The 18,910-nt window shown below is 57.1% G+C and carries 22 protein-coding genes; 8 read left to right on the top strand and 14 right to left on the bottom strand.

Annotated elements, in window-relative coordinates:
* The first annotated feature begins 176 nt into the window (after positions 1-176).
* On the top strand, positions 177-2,120 hold the full coding sequence (locus ABLU87_RS12695; protein WP_064377789.1) for a bifunctional 2',3'-cyclic-nucleotide 2'-phosphodiesterase/3'-nucleotidase: 1,944 nt from the start codon (positions 177-179) through the stop codon (positions 2,118-2,120).
* Between the two features lie 52 nt (positions 2,121-2,172).
* Here the strand turns inward: ABLU87_RS12695 and ABLU87_RS12690 are convergent, their stop codons facing one another.
* Positions 2,173-2,550 (bottom strand): helix-turn-helix domain-containing protein, encoded by a 378-nt coding sequence (locus tag ABLU87_RS12690; protein ID WP_004098015.1) that lies wholly within the window; start codon positions 2,548-2,550, stop codon positions 2,173-2,175.
* Between the two features lie 90 nt (positions 2,551-2,640).
* Between ABLU87_RS12690 and ABLU87_RS12685 the strand changes: the two genes are divergently transcribed.
* The 4 genes from ABLU87_RS12685 (at position 2,641) to ytfE (ending at position 6,186) form a co-directional block, all read left to right on the top strand.
* Positions 2,641-3,489, top strand: coding sequence for an SDR family oxidoreductase (locus ABLU87_RS12685; RefSeq protein WP_014227633.1), 849 nt, complete (start codon positions 2,641-2,643; stop codon positions 3,487-3,489).
* Positions 3,490-3,569: 80 nt separating this feature from the next.
* Positions 3,570-4,394 carry an AraC family transcriptional regulator gene (locus ABLU87_RS12680; RefSeq protein ID WP_004098011.1) on the top strand — a complete coding sequence of 275 codons (825 nt, stop codon included), beginning with the start codon at positions 3,570-3,572 and terminating at the stop codon, positions 4,392-4,394.
* Between the two features lie 75 nt (positions 4,395-4,469).
* Positions 4,470-5,441: a DMT family transporter gene (locus tag ABLU87_RS12675; RefSeq protein ID WP_004098010.1), complete on the top strand. Its 972-nt coding sequence runs from the start codon at positions 4,470-4,472 to the stop codon at positions 5,439-5,441.
* Between the two features lie 82 nt (positions 5,442-5,523).
* Positions 5,524-6,186, top strand: a complete 663-nt coding sequence (ytfE, locus tag ABLU87_RS12670) for an iron-sulfur cluster repair protein YtfE (protein ID WP_014227630.1) — start codon at positions 5,524-5,526, stop codon at positions 6,184-6,186.
* 114 nt (positions 6,187-6,300) lie between these two features.
* On the opposite strand, the gene cycA is transcribed toward ytfE, so the two are convergent.
* Positions 6,301-7,704, bottom strand: a complete 1,404-nt coding sequence (gene cycA, locus ABLU87_RS12665) for a D-serine/D-alanine/glycine transporter (RefSeq protein ID WP_004128150.1) — start codon at positions 7,702-7,704, stop codon at positions 6,301-6,303.
* 306 nt (positions 7,705-8,010) lie between these two features.
* The gene (fklB, locus tag ABLU87_RS12660) at positions 8,011-8,631 is read right to left on the bottom strand and encodes an FKBP-type peptidyl-prolyl cis-trans isomerase (RefSeq protein WP_004871077.1); all 621 of its coding nucleotides are present in this window, start codon (positions 8,629-8,631) and stop codon (positions 8,011-8,013) included.
* A 451-nt stretch (positions 8,632-9,082) separates the two neighbouring features.
* Between fklB and ABLU87_RS12655 the strand changes: the two genes are divergently transcribed.
* Complete coding sequence (locus ABLU87_RS12655) at positions 9,083-9,748, top strand: LysM-like peptidoglycan-binding domain-containing protein (RefSeq protein WP_196942038.1); 666 nt, start codon at positions 9,083-9,085, stop codon at positions 9,746-9,748.
* A 19-nt stretch (positions 9,749-9,767) separates the two neighbouring features.
* Here ABLU87_RS12655 and ABLU87_RS12650 read toward each other — a convergent pair whose 3' ends face one another.
* The 5 genes from ABLU87_RS12650 to rpsF all read right to left on the bottom strand — a co-directional run bounded on the left by ABLU87_RS12650 (position 9,768) and on the right by rpsF (position 12,303).
* Positions 9,768-10,718, bottom strand: coding sequence for a DMT family transporter (locus tag ABLU87_RS12650; RefSeq protein WP_122116894.1), 951 nt, complete (start codon positions 10,716-10,718; stop codon positions 9,768-9,770).
* A 146-nt stretch (positions 10,719-10,864) separates the two neighbouring features.
* The gene (rplI, locus tag ABLU87_RS12645) at positions 10,865-11,314 is read right to left on the bottom strand and encodes a 50S ribosomal protein L9 (RefSeq protein ID WP_004098003.1); all 450 of its coding nucleotides are present in this window, start codon (positions 11,312-11,314) and stop codon (positions 10,865-10,867) included.
* A gap of 41 nt (positions 11,315-11,355) precedes the next feature.
* A complete protein-coding gene (rpsR, locus tag ABLU87_RS12640) occupies positions 11,356-11,583 on the bottom strand; it encodes a 30S ribosomal protein S18 (protein WP_000135199.1) in 228 nt (75 codons plus the stop codon).
* 4 nt (positions 11,584-11,587) lie between these two features.
* On the bottom strand, positions 11,588-11,902 hold the full coding sequence (priB, locus tag ABLU87_RS12635; protein WP_122116893.1) for a primosomal replication protein N: 315 nt from the start codon (positions 11,900-11,902) through the stop codon (positions 11,588-11,590).
* Between the two features lie 5 nt (positions 11,903-11,907).
* The gene (gene rpsF, locus ABLU87_RS12630) at positions 11,908-12,303 is read right to left on the bottom strand and encodes a 30S ribosomal protein S6 (RefSeq protein WP_004098001.1); all 396 of its coding nucleotides are present in this window, start codon (positions 12,301-12,303) and stop codon (positions 11,908-11,910) included.
* Between the two features lie 336 nt (positions 12,304-12,639).
* Between rpsF and ABLU87_RS12625 the strand changes: the two genes are divergently transcribed.
* Together ABLU87_RS12625 and ABLU87_RS12620 are read left to right on the top strand one after the other, a co-directional pair.
* A complete protein-coding gene (locus tag ABLU87_RS12625; RefSeq protein ID WP_004098000.1) occupies positions 12,640-12,915 on the top strand; it encodes a DUF1471 domain-containing protein in 276 nt (91 codons plus the stop codon).
* A gap of 180 nt (positions 12,916-13,095) precedes the next feature.
* The gene (locus ABLU87_RS12620) at positions 13,096-14,289 is read left to right on the top strand and encodes an MFS transporter (protein WP_025107629.1); all 1,194 of its coding nucleotides are present in this window, start codon (positions 13,096-13,098) and stop codon (positions 14,287-14,289) included.
* A 62-nt stretch (positions 14,290-14,351) separates the two neighbouring features.
* Here ABLU87_RS12620 and ABLU87_RS12615 read toward each other — a convergent pair whose 3' ends face one another.
* The 6 genes from ABLU87_RS12615 to ulaA are packed head-to-tail and all read right to left on the bottom strand — an operon-like array spanning position 14,352 to position 18,761.
* Positions 14,352-15,038 (bottom strand): L-ribulose-5-phosphate 4-epimerase, encoded by a 687-nt coding sequence (locus ABLU87_RS12615; RefSeq protein WP_122116892.1) that lies wholly within the window; start codon positions 15,036-15,038, stop codon positions 14,352-14,354.
* Positions 15,038-15,892: an L-ribulose-5-phosphate 3-epimerase gene (locus ABLU87_RS12610; protein ID WP_014227628.1), complete on the bottom strand. Its 855-nt coding sequence runs from the start codon at positions 15,890-15,892 to the stop codon at positions 15,038-15,040. Before ABLU87_RS12610 ends, ABLU87_RS12615 begins: the two co-directional genes overlap by 1 nt.
* A 9-nt stretch (positions 15,893-15,901) precedes the next feature.
* Positions 15,902-16,552 (bottom strand): 3-keto-L-gulonate-6-phosphate decarboxylase UlaD, encoded by a 651-nt coding sequence (locus tag ABLU87_RS12605; protein ID WP_122116891.1) that lies wholly within the window; start codon positions 16,550-16,552, stop codon positions 15,902-15,904.
* A gap of 13 nt (positions 16,553-16,565) precedes the next feature.
* Positions 16,566-17,033: a PTS ascorbate transporter subunit IIA gene (gene ulaC / locus ABLU87_RS12600; RefSeq protein ID WP_004097995.1), complete on the bottom strand. Its 468-nt coding sequence runs from the start codon at positions 17,031-17,033 to the stop codon at positions 16,566-16,568.
* A 9-nt stretch (positions 17,034-17,042) separates the two neighbouring features.
* Complete coding sequence (gene ulaB, locus ABLU87_RS12595) at positions 17,043-17,348, bottom strand: PTS ascorbate transporter subunit IIB (protein WP_004109091.1); 306 nt, start codon at positions 17,346-17,348, stop codon at positions 17,043-17,045.
* Between the two features lie 12 nt (positions 17,349-17,360).
* Complete coding sequence (gene ulaA, locus ABLU87_RS12590; RefSeq protein WP_004097992.1) at positions 17,361-18,761, bottom strand: PTS ascorbate transporter subunit IIC; 1,401 nt, start codon at positions 18,759-18,761, stop codon at positions 17,361-17,363.
* Positions 18,762-18,910: the final 149 nt, after the last annotated feature.

Raw genomic sequence — 18,910 nt, 5'->3', positions numbered from 1 at the left:
GTTACAGTGGCGTTAACTCGTTGTTTTATTTATATCGCATCATTGTGAGTTCCGCTATCTGTGATAACGATGGCGGTTTCCTTCACCGCTTTTCTGGCATGATTCACATTTCTGTAAGCAACAGAATGTAAATACATTTTCTTCTGTGCCATTGCTCATAAAAAAGGACGCCACTGATGATTAAGTTTAGCGCAACGCTGCTGGCCACGCTGATCGCCGCCAGCGTAAATGCGGCGACGGTCGATTTGCGGATCATGGAAACCACCGATCTGCACAGTAATATGATGGACTTTGACTATTACAAAGACAGCGCCACGGAAAAATTTGGCCTGGTGCGCACCGCAACCCTGATTGAGAAAGCGCGCCAGGAAGCCAAAAACAGCGTGCTGGTCGATAACGGCGACGTTATTCAGGGCAGCCCGCTGGGCGACTATATGGCAGCGAAGGGACTGAAAGAAGGTGATGTTCACCCGGTCTACAAGGCGATGAATACCCTGGATTATGTCGTAGGTAACCTCGGCAACCACGAGTTTAACTACGGGCTCGACTTCCTGCACAAAGCGCTGGCCGGGGCAAAATTCCCCTACGTGAACGCCAATATTATTGACGCCAAAACCGGCCAACCGATGTTTACGCCTTATCTGATTCAGGATACCCAGGTACAGGATAGCGACGGCAAAACGCAGACCCTGCGCATTGGCTATATCGGCTTCGTACCGCCGCAGATTATGACCTGGGATAAAGCCAATCTCAGCGGCAAAGTCACCGTCAATGACATTACCGCTACCGCGCGCAAGTTTGTCCCGGAAATGCGTGAGAAAGGCGCGGACGTGGTGGTGGTCATTGCCCACTCCGGCCTTTCCGCCGACCCGTATCAGGCCATGGCGGAGAACTCCGTTTACTATTTAAGCCAGGTGCCTGGGGTCGATGCCATTATGTTCGGCCACGCGCACGCCGTCTTCCCGAGCAAAGATTTTGCCGGTATCAAAGGCGCAGATATCGCGAAAGGTACGCTGAACGGCGTACCGGCAGTGATGCCGGGCATGTGGGGCGATCACCTTGGGGTGGTCGATCTGGTTCTGAACAACGACAGCGGTAAATGGCAGGTCAGCGCAGCGAAAGCCGAAGCGCGGCCGATCTACGATGCGGTGGCGAAGAAATCGCTGGCGGCAGAAGACAGCAACATGGTGGCGGTACTAAAAGCCGACCATGACGCCACCCGCGAGTTTGTCGGCAAACCGATTGGTCAATCCTCGGACAATATGTACAGCTATCTGGCGCTGGTGCAGGACGATCCGACCGTGCAGGTGGTCAATATGGCCCAGAAGGCCTACGTTGAGCACTATATTCAGGGCGACCCGGATCTGGCGAAACTACCGGTACTCTCCGCCGCCGCGCCGTTTAAAGTCGGCGGACGCAAAAATGACCCCGCCAGCTTTGTTGAAGTGGAAAAAGGGCAGCTCACCTTCCGCAACGCCGCCGACCTCTACCTGTATCCCAACACCCTGGTGGTGATGAAAGTCAGCGGTAAAGAGGTTAAAGAGTGGCTGGAGTGCTCCGCCGGGCAGTTCAATCAGATTGACCCCGGCAGCAGCAAGCCGCAGTCGCTGATTAACTGGGACGGCTTTCGCACCTACAACTTCGATGTCATCGATGGCGTGAACTACCAGATCGATATCACCCAGCCGGCGCGCTATGACGGCGAATGTCAGCCCGTTAATCCGCAGGCCGAGCGAATTAAAAACCTGACCTTTAACGGCAAGCCAATCGATCCGAACGCCACTTTCCTCGTCGCCACCAATAACTACCGCGCTTACGGCGGTAAATTCCAGGGCACCGGTGAGGATCATATCGCGTTCGCCTCGCCGGATGAAAACCGCTCGGTGCTGGCGGCGTGGATTGGCGCGGAGTCGAAGAAAAACGGCGAGATCCATCCGGCGGCGGATAACAACTGGCGCCTGGCGCCGATCCACAGCACCGTACCGCTGGATATTCGCTTTGAAACCTCACCAGGCGATAAGGCCGCGGCGTTTATCAAAGAGAAAGCGCAATACCCGATGCGCCAGGTGGCTACCGACGATATCGGCTTTGCCATTTATCAGCTGGATTTGAGTAAATAATTGCCGGTTCCCCGGTTGTGCTGCGCTTACCGGGGCTATCCTGACATCATCCTCAGGCTACCTGTTCGTGGTTCGCCAGAACCGCGGGCAGGTTCAGCTCAATCCAGTCCGCCAGCGCCGCCACCTTCTCGCTCACCTGCTCACCGAGCGGAGTCAGACTATATTCAACGTGCGGCGGTACCACCGGGTACGACACGCGGTTAAGAAAGCCATCCTGCTCCAGCGCCTGGAGCGACTGGGCCAGCATCTTTTCGCTGACGCCGCCGATCTTACGCCGCAGATCGCTAAACCGATGGGTGCCATCGCGCAGGGACACCAAAATCAGTACGCCCCAGCGGCTGGTCACGTGCTTGAGCACTTCCCGCGAGGGGCACTGTTCGGCAAACAGGTTGCCGTTGCGTAGCTGCTCGCTCAGCGTCAGATTCGCCATATTCACACTTACCTTTTTGTACGTACTTACTAAAAGTTAGTTAAGGTGTTAGCTTACCACAACTGCCAATGAACACGAAGGAGAAGACCTATGATCGCAATTACCGGCGCAACCGGCCAGCTTGGCCAGCACGTCCTGGAAAATCTGTTAACTACCGTCCCCGCAGGCCAGGTTGTGGCTATCGTGCGCAACCCGGCGAAGGCTGAATCGCTGAGCCAAAAGGGCGTAGTGGTTCGTCAGGCCGACTACAGCGATGAAGCCGCGCTGACCGCCGCCCTGCAGGGCGTGGACAAACTGCTGCTGATCTCGTCCAGCGAAGTCGGCCAGCGCGCCGTCCAGCACCGCAACGTGATTAACGCGGCGAAAGCCGCCGGCGTGAAATTTATCGCCTACACCAGCCTGCTGCACGCCGATACCTCCCCGCTGGGGCTGGCGGATGAGCATATCGCCACCGAGAAAATGCTCGCCGACTCCGGCATTGCGTATGCCCTGCTGCGCAACGGCTGGTACACCGAAAACTACCTTGCCAGCGCGCCGCCGTCGATTGAACATGGCGTATTTATCGGCGCGGCCGGTAACGGCAAAATCGCCTCCGCCACCCGCGCGGACTACGCCGCCGCCGCCGCTCGCGTTATCGCCGAAGAGGGCCATGCCGGAAAAGTGTACGAGCTGGCGGGCGATGAAGCGTGGACCCTCAGCGAACTAGCCGCTGAGCTGAGCAAACAAAGCGGTAAAAACGTGGTGTATCAAAACCTCAGCGAAGCCGACTTCGCCGCCGCGCTGAAGGGCGTAGGCCTGCCCGCTGGCCTGGCTGACATGCTGGCGGATTCTGATACCGGCGCGTCCAAAGGCGGTCTGTTCGACGATAGCCGCACCCTGAGTAAGCTCATCGGTCGCCCAACCACGACGCTGGCAGAGAGCGTCAAAGGCATTCTGTAACTGTTACATAGTGGTTAATTTTTGTAGCATCCCGGCGGGCCATCCTCAATAATGCACGGATGTCCGTCGGGAGTTATCGCATGCAAGGCGTACCAGAACAGTTCAGTGATGAAAGAGACAGCGCGCGCTTTCGCCATCTGGCGCAGCTGCCCGGCGTTGAGCTGTACCATGCCCATATCTCCCGCTACGCCTTTGAACCGCACACCCATGAAGCTTTTGGTATCGGCGCGATCGAGCTTGGCGCCGAGCGTTTTCGCTATCGCGGCAGCCAGCACGTGGCTTCGGTTAACTCGATCGTCACCATGAACCCCGATGAGCTGCACACCGGCGAGGCGGAGACCGCCGACGGCTGGCGCTATCGGATGATTTATCTCGACCCGGATACGCTGGAAGAGGTGACCGGCGTGCGCCACTGGTGGTTCAGCGAGGTGGTGCGTCAGGATCCCCTGCGCTCCCGGCAAATCGGCAATCTCATCTACGGCCTGTGGCATACTGACGATCCGCTGGCGCAGCAGGGGCTGCTGCTGGATTTGATCGATACCTTCCGCCCGTTTGCCCATCACGCCGCTGCGCTGCCCGAAGCCCGCCACCGCTTCGAGCGGGTGCGCGACTATCTGCACGATAACTATATGCGTACGGTGACCCTTGATGAGCTGGCGCAGGTGGCGGCGCTGAGCCCATACCATTTCCAGCGCCAGTTCAAAGCGCACTTCCACGTTACGCCGCACCAGATGCTGATGGCGATTCGCCTGTGGCGCGCTAAAGCGTTTCTCACCCACGGCATGCCCGCCGCCGACGTCGCTCTCGCCGCCGGGCTGACCGACCAGTCGCACCTGACCCGCGCGTTCACCCGCCGCTACGGCATTACGCCGGTGCGTTATCAAAAGCAGGTTCTCCCGCGCTAATGCGCAACCTCATACAATATTCCCGCTTTTGCCTCGCCTACACTGTCGCCAACGAAAAGAGTAATGGAAGGCGTGATGATTAGTGGTGTGCTGTACGCCCTGCTGGCAGGGCTGATGTGGGGATTGATATTCGTGGGTCCTTTACTGGTGCCGGAATACCCGGCGGTTTTACAGTCGATGGGGCGCTATCTGGCGCTGGGGCTGATCGCCCTGCCGCTGGCCTGGCTGGGCCGCGCGCGGCTGCGCCAGCTCACCGGGAAAGACTGGTGGACGGCGCTGGGGCTGACCATGATGGGCAACTTAATCTATTACGTCTGCCTGGCCAGCGCGATTCAGCGTACCGGCGCGCCGGTATCGACGATGATTATCGGCACCCTGCCGGTCGTGCTGCCGGTTTTCGCCAACCTGCTCTATAGCCAGCGCGACGGCAAGCTGCCGTGGCGACGCCTGTTCCCGGCGCTGGTCTGTATTGCCCTCGGCCTGGCGTGCGTCAATATCGCCGAGCTGCATCAGGGCTTACCCGATTTCAGCCCGTGGCGCTACGGCTCCGGTATCGCGCTGGCGCTGATCTCGGTGGTGTGCTGGGCCTGGTACGCGCTGCGCAACGCCCGCTGGCTGCGGGAAAATCCGGATAAACCGCCGATGATGTGGGCCACCGCGCAGGCGCTGGTGACCCTGCCGGTATCCCTGGCCGGATACCTTATCGCCTGCGGGTGGCTGCACGGCCAGCACGCGGACTTTCCGCTCCCCTTCGGCCCGCGCCCGGCGGTGTTTGTCACCCTGATGCTGGCGATCGCTATCTTCTGTTCATGGGTCGGCGCGTGGTGCTGGAACGTTGCCAGCCAGCGTCTGCCAACGGTGATCCTCGGGCCGCTGATCGTCTTCGAAACCCTTGCCGGACTGCTGTATACCTTTATTCTGCGCCAGAGCCTGCCCCCGCTTCTCACCTTCAGCGGTATCCTGCTGCTGGTGCTCGGCGTGGTGTCCGCCGTGCGTGCCCGCCCGGAAAAGCCCGCGCTGCAGGAGCTGGTCAGCGAGAAAAAATAGCCTGGTATCCTAAAGGGGTATTCCCAGGAATATAAGATGCATTTAAAATACAACTTATATTCTTGATGACGAGGTAACTGCTATGGCTTTCCGTGACCAACCTTTAGGCGAGCTGGCGCTGACGATTCCGCGCGCCTCCGCGCTGTTCCGTCAATACGATATGGACTACTGCTGCGGCGGCAAACAGACGCTGGAGCGCGCGGCGTCGCGCAAAGAGCTGGACGTCGCGGTGATTGAAGCCGAGCTGGCCAAACTGGCGGAAGAGCCGGTAGAGCGCGACTGGCGGGCTGCGCCCTATGCGGAAATCATCGATCACATTATCGTTCGCTATCACGACCGGCATCGCGAGCAGCTGCCGGAGCTGATTTTACAGGCCACTAAAGTCGAGCGCGTTCACGCCGACAAACCCAACGTTCCGAAAGGCTTAACCAAGTATCTGACCATGCTGCACCAGGAGCTTTCCAGCCATATGATGAAAGAGGAGCAGATTCTGTTCCCGATGATCAAACAGGGCATGGGAACGCAGGCCGGCGGTCCTATCAGCGTCATGGAAAGCGAGCATGATGAAGCGGGCGAGCTGCTGGAGGTGATTAAGCACATCACGCAGAACGTGACGCCGCCGGCGGAAGCCTGCACTACCTGGAAAGCGATGTACAACGGCATCAACGAGCTGATTGATGACCTGATGGAGCACATCAGCCTTGAAAATAACGTACTGTTCCCGCGTGCCCTCGCCGGAAAGTAAATAAAAAGGCGCCCGCAGGCGCCCTCGACATTGTCAGTCTTATTGGCCACCCCGGGTGGCCTTTTTTATGACGGACCGTTGCAAGCAACGTTAAAAACCGCTGCCGAAGATTTTTTATTTCGCCAGGCGCTTCTTGCCGGCAAACAGCCAGCCCGCGCCGAGCAGCACAAACCACAGCGGGGTCACCATCAGCGCTTCGCGGGTATCGGCTTCCAGCGTCAGCAGGACCAGCACAAAGACGAAGAATGCCATGCACACCCAGCACATCAGTTTGCCCAGCGGCATCTTATATTTGGACTGCTCATGCAGCTGCGGACGCTTTCTGCGGTAGGCCAGATACGAGCACAGGATAATCGTCCAGACGAACATAAACAGGATCGCCGACACCGTGGTAATCATGGTAAACGCCGCGATCACGCTTGGATTGACCATCAGCATGACTACGCCGCCCAGCAGACACATACAGGAGAAGGTCAGGCCTTTCGCCGGTACCGCGCGCTTCGACAGCTTGGCGAACATTTTCGGCGCCTGTCCGTCCTGCGCCAGACCGAACAGCATACGGCTGGTGGAGAACACGCCGCTGTTAGCGGAAGAGGCCGCCGAGGTCAGCACCACGAAGTTGATCAGGCTTGCCGCCGCCGGCAGCCCGACCAGCACAAACAGCTCAACGAACGGGCTCTTTGACGGCACTACGGAGCTCCACGGCGTCACTGACATAATCACGATCAGCGCAAAGACGTAGAACATAATGATGCGGATTGGAATTGAGTTAATCGCCCGCGGCAGGGATTTCTCAGGATCTTTGGTTTCCGCCGCCGTGGTTCCCACCAGTTCGATGCCCACAAAGGCGAAGACCGCTATCTGGAAGCCGGCAAAGAATCCGCTGATGCCTTTCGGGAACCAGCCGCCGTCATTCCACAGATGGGCGAAAGAGGCCTCTACGCCGGTCGGTGACTGGAAGTGCATCATCACCATCACCAGGCCGACGACAATCAGCGCCACGATAGCGACGATTTTGATCATCGCAAACCAGAACTCCATCTCGCCGAACATCTTCACGGTGGCGAGGTTAAGGCCCAGCAGCAGCAGGATGACCGCCAGCGAGGCGACCCAGTCGGAGAGTCCCGGGAACCAGAACTGCGCGTAGGCGGTGATCGCCACCACGTCCGCCATCCCGGTTACCACCCAGCAGAACCAGTAGGTCCAGCCGGTAAAATAGCCTGCCCAGGGGCCCAGCAGGTCGGCGGCAAAATCGCTGAACGACTTGTATTCGAGATTCGACAGCAGCAGTTCGCCCATGGCGCGCATGACGAAAAACAGCATAAAGCCGATGATCATATAAACAAAAATAATTGACGGCCCGGCAAGGCTGATGGTTTTGCCTGAGCCCATAAACAGCCCGGTGCCAATCGCACCACCGATAGCAATAAGCTGAATATGCCGGTTAGTGAGATTTCGCCGCAGCGATTGTTCAGTCGGAGCCTGTTCGTCGGCAGCGACTTTTACCTGATCTACCATGTGATTTTTTCCTGTTGTACCTGTCTGTGTTGTTCGGGCTCTACTGGCCCTTCATTCGTATTAACCCCGGAACGAGGGTTTATCGATATTAGGTAAGAATCGGAGGGATGAATACTATGATTTAGATATAATGTTAATTTTATGTTTAAAGTGAGTGTTATATCACTCCGGTTACGCGAAACAGCTCACAAAAATACACCCATTAAGCAGATATGCAATATAAAGCTCCACCAAACGCTCAACTTAAGGGTTTTACACTATTTAAAGCGGCTCCCTCCCCCATACGGGAGAGGAAGCACCTGCTGTTTAGATAATATCCAGCAGTTCAACTTCAAAAATCAGGGTGCTGAACGGAGGAATGGATGCGCCCGCGCCGCGCTCGCCGTAGGCCAGGCTGTGCGGAATCGTCAGTTCCCATTTGGAACCCACCGGCATCAGGGTCAGCGCTTCAATCCAGCCGCCGATCACCCCGGTCACCGGGAATTCAGCCGGTTCGCCGCGCGCAACGGAGCTATCGAAGACGGTGCCGTCGATCAGCTTGCCGGTGTAGTGAACGCGAACGCGATCAGTACGCGCCGGGATCGGGCCTTCGCCCTGGGTCAGAACGCGGAACTGCAGGCCAGACTCGGTGCTGTTCACGCCTTCGCGCTCGCGGTTTTCTTCCAGGTATTTCTCGCCATCCGCGGCCATTTCCTGGAAACGCTCGCGACGCACGGCGTCAGCGCGTTCGTGGATTTCGCGCAGCGCGCGGTGAACGGCTTCCACCGGCACCTGCGGCTGTTGACCTTCCAGCGCGTCAGCAATACCCGCGACCAGCGCTTCCGGCAGCAGCCCCTGCAGGCCAGATTCGCTCAGCTGTTGTCCAACCTGCAAGCCGATACCGTAACTTGCCTGTGCTTCGATCGTGTCAAAAGTTGGGGTTGCCATCTTTGTTCCTTTTTTGGTGGGGATTCTCATGCTCCCGGGCCTTCAAATTGCGAAAGGCGGCGAGCGGAGAAAAGAGGTGGGAAGCATATCAGCCATAGCACGACGGGTAAAACTTTGTCGCCTGGATGATGACAAATCTAAGGGAAACAGAAACAATAGAGAGATAAGGTTAACCTCACGAAACATAGCTTTGTCTCGTCCTTCAGGAAGTTAGCCATCTATACCCGTCATACTTTAAGTTGCAGGAGCGTTGGCTTCGCCAGCGCGCCCCAGTCACATAGTTATCTATGCTCCTGGGAACTTACTGGCTTGCCGCGTTACTCTGCCTGCGGCCTCGCCCCTACGGGGCCAGCGCAAGCGCTGTTCAAGGCAAACCTTGTCCTGCGACTTAAATTATTTAGGGTATATACTTTATTTACAGGATAAAAATATGCGGAGCAGGAGGAAAGCCATGCCCGGGCGCTTTGAACTGACATCTACCCTGGCGAAGATCTGGCACGCCCCGGATCATTTTCGCCTCATGGATCCGCTACCGCCGATGCACCGCCGCGGCATCATTGCCGGGGCGCTGCTGGTAATTATCGGCGTTCTGCTCCCTTCCGAGGATAACAGCAGCCCGGTTCAGGCCAGCCGCGAGGCGAATCTCAACCTGCAATCCCAGTCGCAGCCCTCTTCCGGCAATCAGGCGGTCCCGCTGCCGCCCATCACCAACACGCCGCCGGTCAACGATGCCGATCAGGTGGCGCCGGTCGCACCGGAGCCGATTCAGGATGAGCAGCCGGATCAGCAGCAGCAGCAGCAGCAGACCGCATCTCAGCCTTATCAGGAGCCGCAGTCGACTCCCGGCATCGAGCAGCAGTGGCGGACCTACCGTATTGAATCGGGGAAAACTCTCGCGCAGCTGTTCCGCGACCACAACCTGCCGCCGACCGACGTTTACGCCATGGCCCAGGTGGAAGGCGCCGGTAAACCGCTAAGCTCACTGCAGACCGGGCAGACGGTCCAGATCCGTCAGAACGCCAGCGGCGTGGTCACCGGGCTGACTATCGATACCGGCGGCGGCCAGCAGGTGCTATTTACCCGCCAGTCGAACGGCAGCTTTATTCGCGTCCGTTAAGGCCTCACGGCCGGGTAGCTTACCCGGCCTGCTGTGGCGATTTCCCGGATGTTGTCCCCGGCTTATTCACCCACCAGATCCCGGCGCACACCAGCGCCAGCGCAATCGCATATTTCAGTTCAAGAATATTCTCGCCGAGGAAGATGGCCGACAGTACGGTGCCGGCGACCGGGACCACAAAGTTGAACGGCGCAATCATGCTCACCCGGTTATGCTTGAGCAGCACGCTCCATAGCGCAAAAGCGATGGAAGAGAGCAGCGTCAAATAAGCCAGAACCAGCGCAGCAGCGGCGCTGTGAACCTCAAGGGTGCCGCCGGTCAGATAGCCGCCGCCGACCAGTACCAGGCCGCCAAACGCCAGCTGCCAGCCGGTCATCACCGTCGGGTCAACCGTCTGCGAAATGCGCTTCCCGTACAGCGTCGCCGCCGACAGGATAAACGCCGCCAGCACCACAAAGCCGTCACCCTGCCAGACAAAGCTAAAATCGCTCAATGAACGATTAACGTTGACCAGCATCACGCCGGCAAAGCCGACAATACAGCCGATGGCTTTGTTGTAGCTCAGCCGGTCATTCTGATAGATAAAGTGCGCCAGCAGAACGCTGAAGAAGGTACCGGTGGCGTTCATAATCGATCCCTTCACGCCGGTGGTAAACGCCAGGCCAACGTAGAAGAAAACGTACTGGATAGAGGTTTGCGTGACGCCCAGTATCGCCAGTTGCCCGCACTGACGGGGATTCAAGCGGGCAATCGGCTTACGCTGCGCCAGCGCGAAGAGCAGCAGCAGCGCGCCGGCAAACAGAAAGCGATAGCCAGCAAAGACGATTTTAGACGGCACATCATCAGTGGCAATCTGAAACAGTTCATAGCCGCTTTTAATCGCCGGATAGGAGCTTCCCCACAGCAGACAGCAGAGGGTTGCGCAGGCATAAGCCACTTTCTTGCGGGAAAAAATCGAGGGTGCGTCCATTCACTTCACCAGAAATAAAATAGTGTTTTATTTTATTATCCAGAAAGTTGCTAAGAATAGCCACCATACCAGGAAAAGATTCGACAAAGACAGAAAAGCAAAACGCCGGCACAAGGCCGGCGTCTCGACGTGAGTTGAGTAAAAAATTACTCAGCTACAACGTTAACAACCAGTTTAGCGAAAACTTCGCTGTGAACCTGGAAGTCCACTTCGTGCTCACCGGTGGTGCGCAGAACGCCGTTCGGCAGACGAACTTCGCTCTTAGCAACGGCAACGCCAGCTGCAGTTACAGCGTCAGCGATGTCGCGAGTACCGATGGAACCGAACAGTTTACCTTCGTCGCCAGATTTAGACGCGATGGTAACGGTGCCCAGTGCGTTGATTGCTTCAGCACGTGCGTTAGCAGCGCCCAGAACTTCGGCCAGTTTGGCTTCCAGTTCAGCACGGCGTGCTTCGAAGAATTCAACGTTTTTCTTGGTAGCAGGAACAGCTTTACCCTGTGGTACCAGGAAGTTACGAGCATAGCCCGCTTTAACGTTAACCTGATCACCCAGGCTACCCAGGTTTGCTACTTTATCAAGCAGAATAACTTGCATTACCTTATCCTCTCAAAGTCGTATTAATGGACCGTGACCGATTACTGATGACGATCAGTGTACGGCAGCAGGGACAGGTAGCGAGCGCGTTTGATAGCGCGTGCCAGCTGACGCTGATATTTTGCACGGGTACCGGTGATACGGCTCGGGACAATCTTACCGCTTTCGGTGATGTAGTTTTTCAGCGTAGCGATATCTTTATAGTCGATCTCTTGAACGCCTTCCGCGGTGAAACGGCAGAACTTGCGACGACGGAAATAACGTGCCATATGGCTAGTCTCCAGAATCTATCAATTCAATCTGCTCGGCATGCAGAACCATTTTGCTCAAGCCGTTCTTTGCCTTGTGGCAAGAGATGAACCCTCGAACGATTACTGCGCTACCGACCGTTATACTGTGAGTAATGGCCTGGCTCTGGTGTCCGCTGATTATCACGGGCATCTGGCACCATGCCTGCCGGTGAAAACCGGCTTCCTCCTGCACTGAACGATGCTCAAGCACGAACTGGCAGTGTGGAATTCCTGACGGGCTGACCTTACGAAGTGGAGTCCTGCATACAATGCCGGACAGCTCCAGACGGTTGGTCATCAGGATTACTCTTCAGAATCCCCAGCTTCAGAATCATCTGCGGTTTCGTTGGCGAAATCTTCGCGACGCTCACGGCGCTCGTCTTTCGCTTTAACCATCGGAGATGCTTCGGTAACAGCGTGCTTAGTACGCATTACCATGCTGCGGATAACGGCGTCGTTGAAGCGGAAGTTAGTTTCCAGCTCATCGATCGCTTCCTGCGGCGCTTCAACGTTCAGCAGAACGTAGTGAGCTTTGTGCAGTTTGTTGATCGGATAAGCCAGCTGACGGCGGCCCCAGTCTTCCAGACGGTGGATCGTACCTTCTGCTGCAGTGATTGCACCAGTGTAACGTTCGATCATGCCCGGAACCTGTTCGCTCTGGTCAGGATGGACCATAAAAACGATTTCGTAATGACGCATCGAATTGCTCCTTACGGATTATTCAGCCTCCTGTCTGGGTCAGCCGCGGCCCATGGAGGCAAGGAACGTGTTAAAGGGCGGCTGAAAAATTGACGCGTCATAATACGGGCGAGCGGGGTTTAAGACAAGTGAATTGTGCAAATAATTCGCACTAAGCGCGAAGTGGCCTTAAGCCGGTGATTTAAAATTAATCAACGGGGGAAGCGACAATTTTTTGAACAACTGCATCAGAAATGGTCGCGATACGCCAGACAGGCAGAGATTACACTTAGATCAGAAGCAATCCATACCCCAGGGAAGCGGGTGAACGTCAGGAGCGTCATAAGGAGGTAGGTGATGAAATACATCCTCATAACCATGATGGCAGCGCTTTTGTTGAGCGCCAACGCGCTGGCTGCTATTAAAATCGATGCCCGCCAGGCCCGCAACATGGACGATGTGCAGAGCCTCGGCGTTATCTATATCAACCACAACATCGCCACCGAGCAGGAAGCCGACCAGGCGCTTAGCCAGCAGAGCGATGCTCAGGGAGCGAAGTACTTCCAGCCGATCCTCATTCATGAACCGGGAAGCGACGGCGCCATTCACGCCAGTGCCGCCATTTACCGCTAGTTTTCCCGGATCGTTGGCTTCTTCCCGTTGCAGGGGGAAGCCAGCGATGGCATTGCCCGGCGGTCATACCCGCACAAGCGCGCCTTAATGCAATTGAGAATTATTTTTTCTCGTGACTTATCAGCGCCAGCGTAACCTGATTTAATCACTCTTTAACCGCATGATTATCCGGAGTGCTTCATGGTTCCGCGTTTTGCCACGCTAAGCCGTATCCCAAAAGGGGTTTGGGTTCTTGGCGGCGTTAGCCTGCTGATGGATGTTTCCTCGGAAATGATCCACAGCCTGCTCCCTCTATTTATGGCCACCACGCTGGGAGCCAGCGTCATTATTATCGGCATTATCGAAGGCGTCGCGGAAGCCACCGCGCTGATACTGAAGGTGTTTTCCGGCGTCATCAGCGATTATGTCGGCAAGCGTAAAGGGCTGGCGCTGCTCGGCTATGGCCTGGGTGCGCTGAGCAAGCCTCTTTTCGCCATCGCGCCCACCTCAGGCGTGGTGTTTAGCGCCCGGATGATCGACCGCGTGGGCAAAGGGATACGCGGCGCGCCGCGGGATGCGCTGGTCGCCGACGTCACCCCGCCGGAAATTCGCGGAGCCGCCTACGGGCTGCGCCAGTCGCTGGATACCATCGGCGCTTTTCTGGGGCCGCTGCTTGCCGTCGCGCTGATGTTTCTCTGGGATAACGATTTCCAGTCTATTTTTTGGGTCGCGGCGATCCCCGCCGTTCTCTCTATCGCTTTACTGGGCTTTGGATTAAAAGAGCCCAGGACGGCGGTCGTCCAGAAACGCACTAACCCCCTGCGCCGCGAGAATCTCAAGAAGCTTTCCGCCGCCTACTGGTGGGTGGTGGCTATCGGCTCGATTTTTACCCTTGCCCGCTTCAGCGAAGCCTTTCTGGTCCTGCGCGCCCAGCAGATGGCGATCCCGCTGTTCGCTATTCCGCTGGTGATGGTCGCCATGAATCTGGTTTACAGCCTGACCGCCTATCCATTCGGGAAACTATCGGACAGCATGAGCCACAGCAGAATGCTGCAGTGGGGCCTGCTGGTGCTGATCGCCGCCGATATCGTGCTGGCGCTCAGCAGCCACTGGAGCACGCTTTTAGCCGGCGTCGCGCTGTGGGGTATTCATATGGGCATGACGCAGGGTCTGCTGGCGGCGATGGTGGCGCACACCGCCCCGCCTGAACTGCGCGGAACAGCGTTCGGGATGTTCAACCTGATGAGCGGCATCGCCCTGCTGCTGGCCAGCGCCGGTGCGGGCGTGCTGTGGGAAGTTCTGGGCGCCGCCTCGACGTTTTACGCCGGCGCGATAATCTGCGTTGTGACGCTGGTTGGCATGCGCTGCATGCCGTCGGCTTATCAGCAAAACTAAAAATGGCTCCGGAGCAGACCGGTTGATTCATCATAAAGATGAAATGCTCCGGAGCACCTGTTTCACTTTTGCCCGTAATAGGCATCTGGCCCGTGCTTGCGCATAAAATGCTTGTCCATCAGCCAGCTATCGATGGGCTTCAGCTGCGGGTTGATCGCGCGAGCAATCCACGCCATCCGCGCCACCTCTTCCATCACCACCGCGTTATGCACCGCATCGTGCGCATCCTTGCCCCAGGCAAAAGGCCCGTGCTGATAGACCACGATGCCCGGCGTATGCAGCGGCTCAACGTCACCCAGCGTTTCGATAATCACGTGGCCCGTGTTCAGCTCATAAGCCTCCGCCACTTCCTGCGCGCTTAACGCCCGGGTGCAGGGAATGTCGCCAAAGAAGTAGTCCGCGTGGGTCGTCCCCAGAGCGGGAATAGCCAGACCCGCCTGCGCCCAGGCCGTCGCGTGCGTCGAGTGGGTATGCACCACGCCGCCAAGGCTCAGATAGCGGCGATACAGCGCCAGATGCGTGGCGGTATCGGAAGAAGGACGATAGCGTCCTTCCACCACGTTCCCTTCGAGATCCACGACCACCATATCGTCCGCTTTCATGGTCTCGTAGGCGACGCCGCTGGGCTTAATCGCCACCAGCCCCCGTTCGCGGTCGATAGCGCTGACGTTACCCCAGGTAAAAGTGACCAGGCCGTAGCGCGGTAAATCCATATTGGCGTCGAAAACCTGCCGTTTCAGCGTTTGCATTATGCCACCTCCAGCAGACCGGCGCTGGCCATCCGCGCCTTCACCCAATCGCGCGCTTTCGCGACCTCGGCGGCGGGATCGTCGGTCGTTTCGCTCCACATTTCAATTAGATACGGGCCGCAGTAGCCCGTCTGCTTGAGCGTTTCGAAACAACGTTCAAAATCGACGACGCCTTCGCCGAACGGCACGTTTTTAAATACGCCGGGTTTCGTGTCTTTTATGTGCACCGCCACGATATGCCCCATCCCGGCCTGAAGCTCCATCTGTACGTCGTTATCCCAGGCGGAAAGGTTGCCGATGTCCGGATAGAGCTGGAACCACGGATTATTCAGGTAGTGGGCGTAGCCCAGCGCCTTGCTGATCGAGTTCATCAGCGGGTAGTCCATAATTTCCATCGCCAGCGTTACCTGCGCGCGGCTGGCCATTTCAACGCTCTCTTTTAGCCCATCGCGGAAACGACGACGCGTCTCGTTATTGGCTTCCTGGTAGTAGACGTCGTAGCCCGCCAGCTGGATTACGCGAATCCCCACATCCTGCGCCAGCCGAATCGCTTTGCGCATAATCTCCAGGCCCTGCGCCCGTACCGCGTCGTCTTCGCTACCGAGCGGGAAGCGCCGATGGGCGCTCAGGCACATTGAGGGCACGCGCACCCCGGTTTCCGCAATCGCGTTAACCAGCGCGAAGCGCTGCTCCCGGCTCCAGTCGAGCCGGGCCAGGCGGTCATCAGTTTCATCGACCGACATTTCGACGAAATCAAAACCGAGCGCCTTAGCCAGCCGCAGACGTTCCAGCCAGCACTCCCCGGCGGGGAGCGCTTTTTCATAGATGCCGAGCGGAATAGGTTTCGACAGCATAGCCGCTCCTTAGCCCCACAGCTGGGCGATCGAACGTTTAAACTGCCGCGCGGCTTCCACCGGGGAAGCGGCGTCGCGAATGCTGCGACCGGCGATAAAGACGTGGATCGGAATCCCCTGGAACAGCGGCAAATCCTCCAGCGCCAGGCCGCCGGTGACGGTGACTTTAAAACCCATATCGGACAAACCTTTGATCGCGCTGATATCCGCCTCGCCCCACGCTACGCCGGCGGCCTGGGCATCGCGGCTGCGGTGATAAACCACCTGCTGAACGCCCGCTTCGCGCCACTCCTGCGCCTGCTCCCAGGTCCAGTAGCCGGTCAGTTCGATCTGGACGTCGCCCTTGAACTCTTTCGCCACGTCCAGTGCGCCTTTGGTGGTGTTGATGTCCGCGCAGCAGATCACGGTGACCCAGTCGGCGTTGGCTTCAAAGCACATGCGGGAGAGAATTTTACCAGCATCGGCGATTTTGGCGTCCGCCAGCACGATTTTGTTGGGATAGAGCGCCTTCAGGTCGCGAACGGCGCGTACGCCCTCAGCCACGCAGAGAATGGTACCGACTTCAATAATGTCCACTTCATCGGCTATCAGGCGCGTCGTTTCATACGCGGAAGACATAGATTGGTTATCGAGCGCAACCTGCAACATAGGTAATGACATTTTGGTGTTCCTTTTAAACGGCCGCTGCCGTAGCGTTATCAATTAATTCCAGGACTTCCTGCGCGGAGCGGCAGGCGCGTAAACGGTCAAAATTGGCTTCATCTTCAAACAGGTTGACGATCTGCATGATGCCGACTTCCTGATGGGTATTGGCATCCACGGCCGCCATGGTGATCAGGATGTCGACCGGGTCGTTATCCTCGTGATTGAAAACCAGCGGCGTTTTCAGCGTAACCAGCGCAAAGCCCGTTTTCTTCACCCCCTCTTCCGGCCGGCCGTGCGGCATCGCCAGACCGGGAGCAATCACAAAATAAGGGCCGTGCTGAGCAACGCCATCCAGAATGGCCTGGTAGTAGCGCGGCTCCACGACATCCGCCTTCACCAGTAAATCAACGCTCAGCTTGACGGCTTCCTGCCAGGTGCTGGCGTCAGCCTGTAAAAGGATGGAGTTGTTCTCCACCAGCGAATCACGTAATTTCATTTGGCGTCCTTACTTCACATCCTGCGGGAAGTGCGCTTTGATCACCTCCAGCAGTTTTGGGCCAAAATCCGCAGGCGAGAGCATGTTGCGCACGCCAACCACGTATTTGTTGCCGGAGACGCTAATCTCACCGGCGATATGGGTGGAGGCGATGATAATGTCCGCGCCGTTGAGTTCACTTTTGTATTCCCCCACCGCGCAGCTGTTTACCGTGTGATCGATATTTGACTGGGTCAAAAACTGGTCCACCTTCATCTTCATGATCATGGAACTGCCTTGCCCGTTGCCACATACAGCCAGAATACGTACGGTCATAGTCAAAACTCCTTATTGAGCAGAAGCATCTGCCAGTTGTTTTTCCGCGTCCTCTTCAGCGCGCAGCGTGCGCCCTGCGAAGAACATATAAGCCAGTGCGATAATGATAATGACGGCCATAAACGCGATACCGATGGAGGCGAAGCCCTGCATCATCGGCGGCGCCAGAATTGACCAGTCCGCCATGCCCATCCAGGCGCTCATGCCGGTCAGCTTCACCGCCCAGACGCAGCCAAAGATTTCGATCATGCCCATCACCAGACAAATCTTGAGCGCCGCGCGCCAGCCGCCAAAGTGGTTAGCAAAGACGCCGATGGTGGCGTTCGAGAAAAACATCGGGATAAAGCCCGGAATAATCAGAATGGAAGAGCCGAAGCCGACCAGAATACCGACGGCGATCAGCTGGCCGATGGTGCCCCACATAAAGCCCCAGACGACGGCGTTTGGCGCAAAGCTATAGATCGCCGCACAGTCAATGGCCAGTACGGCGCCGGGAATCAGGCGCTGGGAGATGCCGTTGAACGCCTCGGAAAGTTCGGCGACGAACATGCGCACGCCCTGGGTGATAATGAAAATCGCGACGGCGAACGAGAAGCCCGTTTGCAGGATATAGACCGTCCAGTGGGTGTTACCCGCCATCGCCTGTACGGTGTCGATGCCGAAGGAGAGCAGAATCGCGCCGAAGAAAATGGTCATCACGATGGCCGTGGAGACAATGTTGTCGTGAAAGATGTTCAGCCAGCCCGGCAGCTTAAGATCCTCAACGCTCTCCTCTTTTTTGCCCAGATACGGGGCGACCTTGTAAGCAATCCATGAAGCGAACTGCTGCTGGTGTCCGATGGAGAAGCCGCAGCCGTCGGTCACTTCCTGAGTCGGCTTATACATCATGTTCGAGGTAATGCCCCAATAGAGCGACACCAGTACCGCCGTACAGATGATGGTCGTCCACATCGGGTAGCCGAAGATGTAAAAAGAGACGGCGATCAGCCCCGCCTGCTGGAACATGATGTGCCCGGTCAGCATGATGGTGCGAATACCGGTAATACGCCGCAGCAGGACATAACAGATATTCAGCGCCAGGGCTAACAGCACGGCATAGCCCACCCAGCTGTAGGCGTCGCCCATGCGTTCGATCGTGGCCATCATTGACGCGTAGGTATCGGAGATAGCGCCGTTAATGCCGTAAACCTCAGACATTTTCGCCACGACCGGCTTAAACGTGCTGGTCAGAATGCCGGAGCCGGCCTGCAGCAGCATAAAACCGATAATGGTTTTAATCGTCCCTTTAACAATAACGCTGGCGCTTTTGCGCAGCAGGATATAGCCCAGGCAGGTCACAATACCCAGCAGCAGCGGGGCGTTGGTCATAACCTGGTTAAAGAACACGGTAAAGATGTGGTAGAGAATCTCCATAACACACTCCAGAAGGTGGACGCTCTGAACGCACGCTACGCCCAGGTTGGTTGTTGCGATCACTCTAATAATCAAGAATAATCACAACAAGATTATATTTGATTAAATGTGACGCACGCCGCAAATAATCACACAATCCGCCATCGTAT

Origin of the sequence: Klebsiella sp. CB_Kp196, from assembly GCF_040061575.1 — a bacterium.
Classification (GTDB): Bacteria; Pseudomonadota; Gammaproteobacteria; order Enterobacterales; family Enterobacteriaceae; genus Klebsiella; species Klebsiella michiganensis.
Note: the sequence above shows the minus strand (reverse complement) of the source record. Positions and strands in the feature narration are given on the sequence as shown.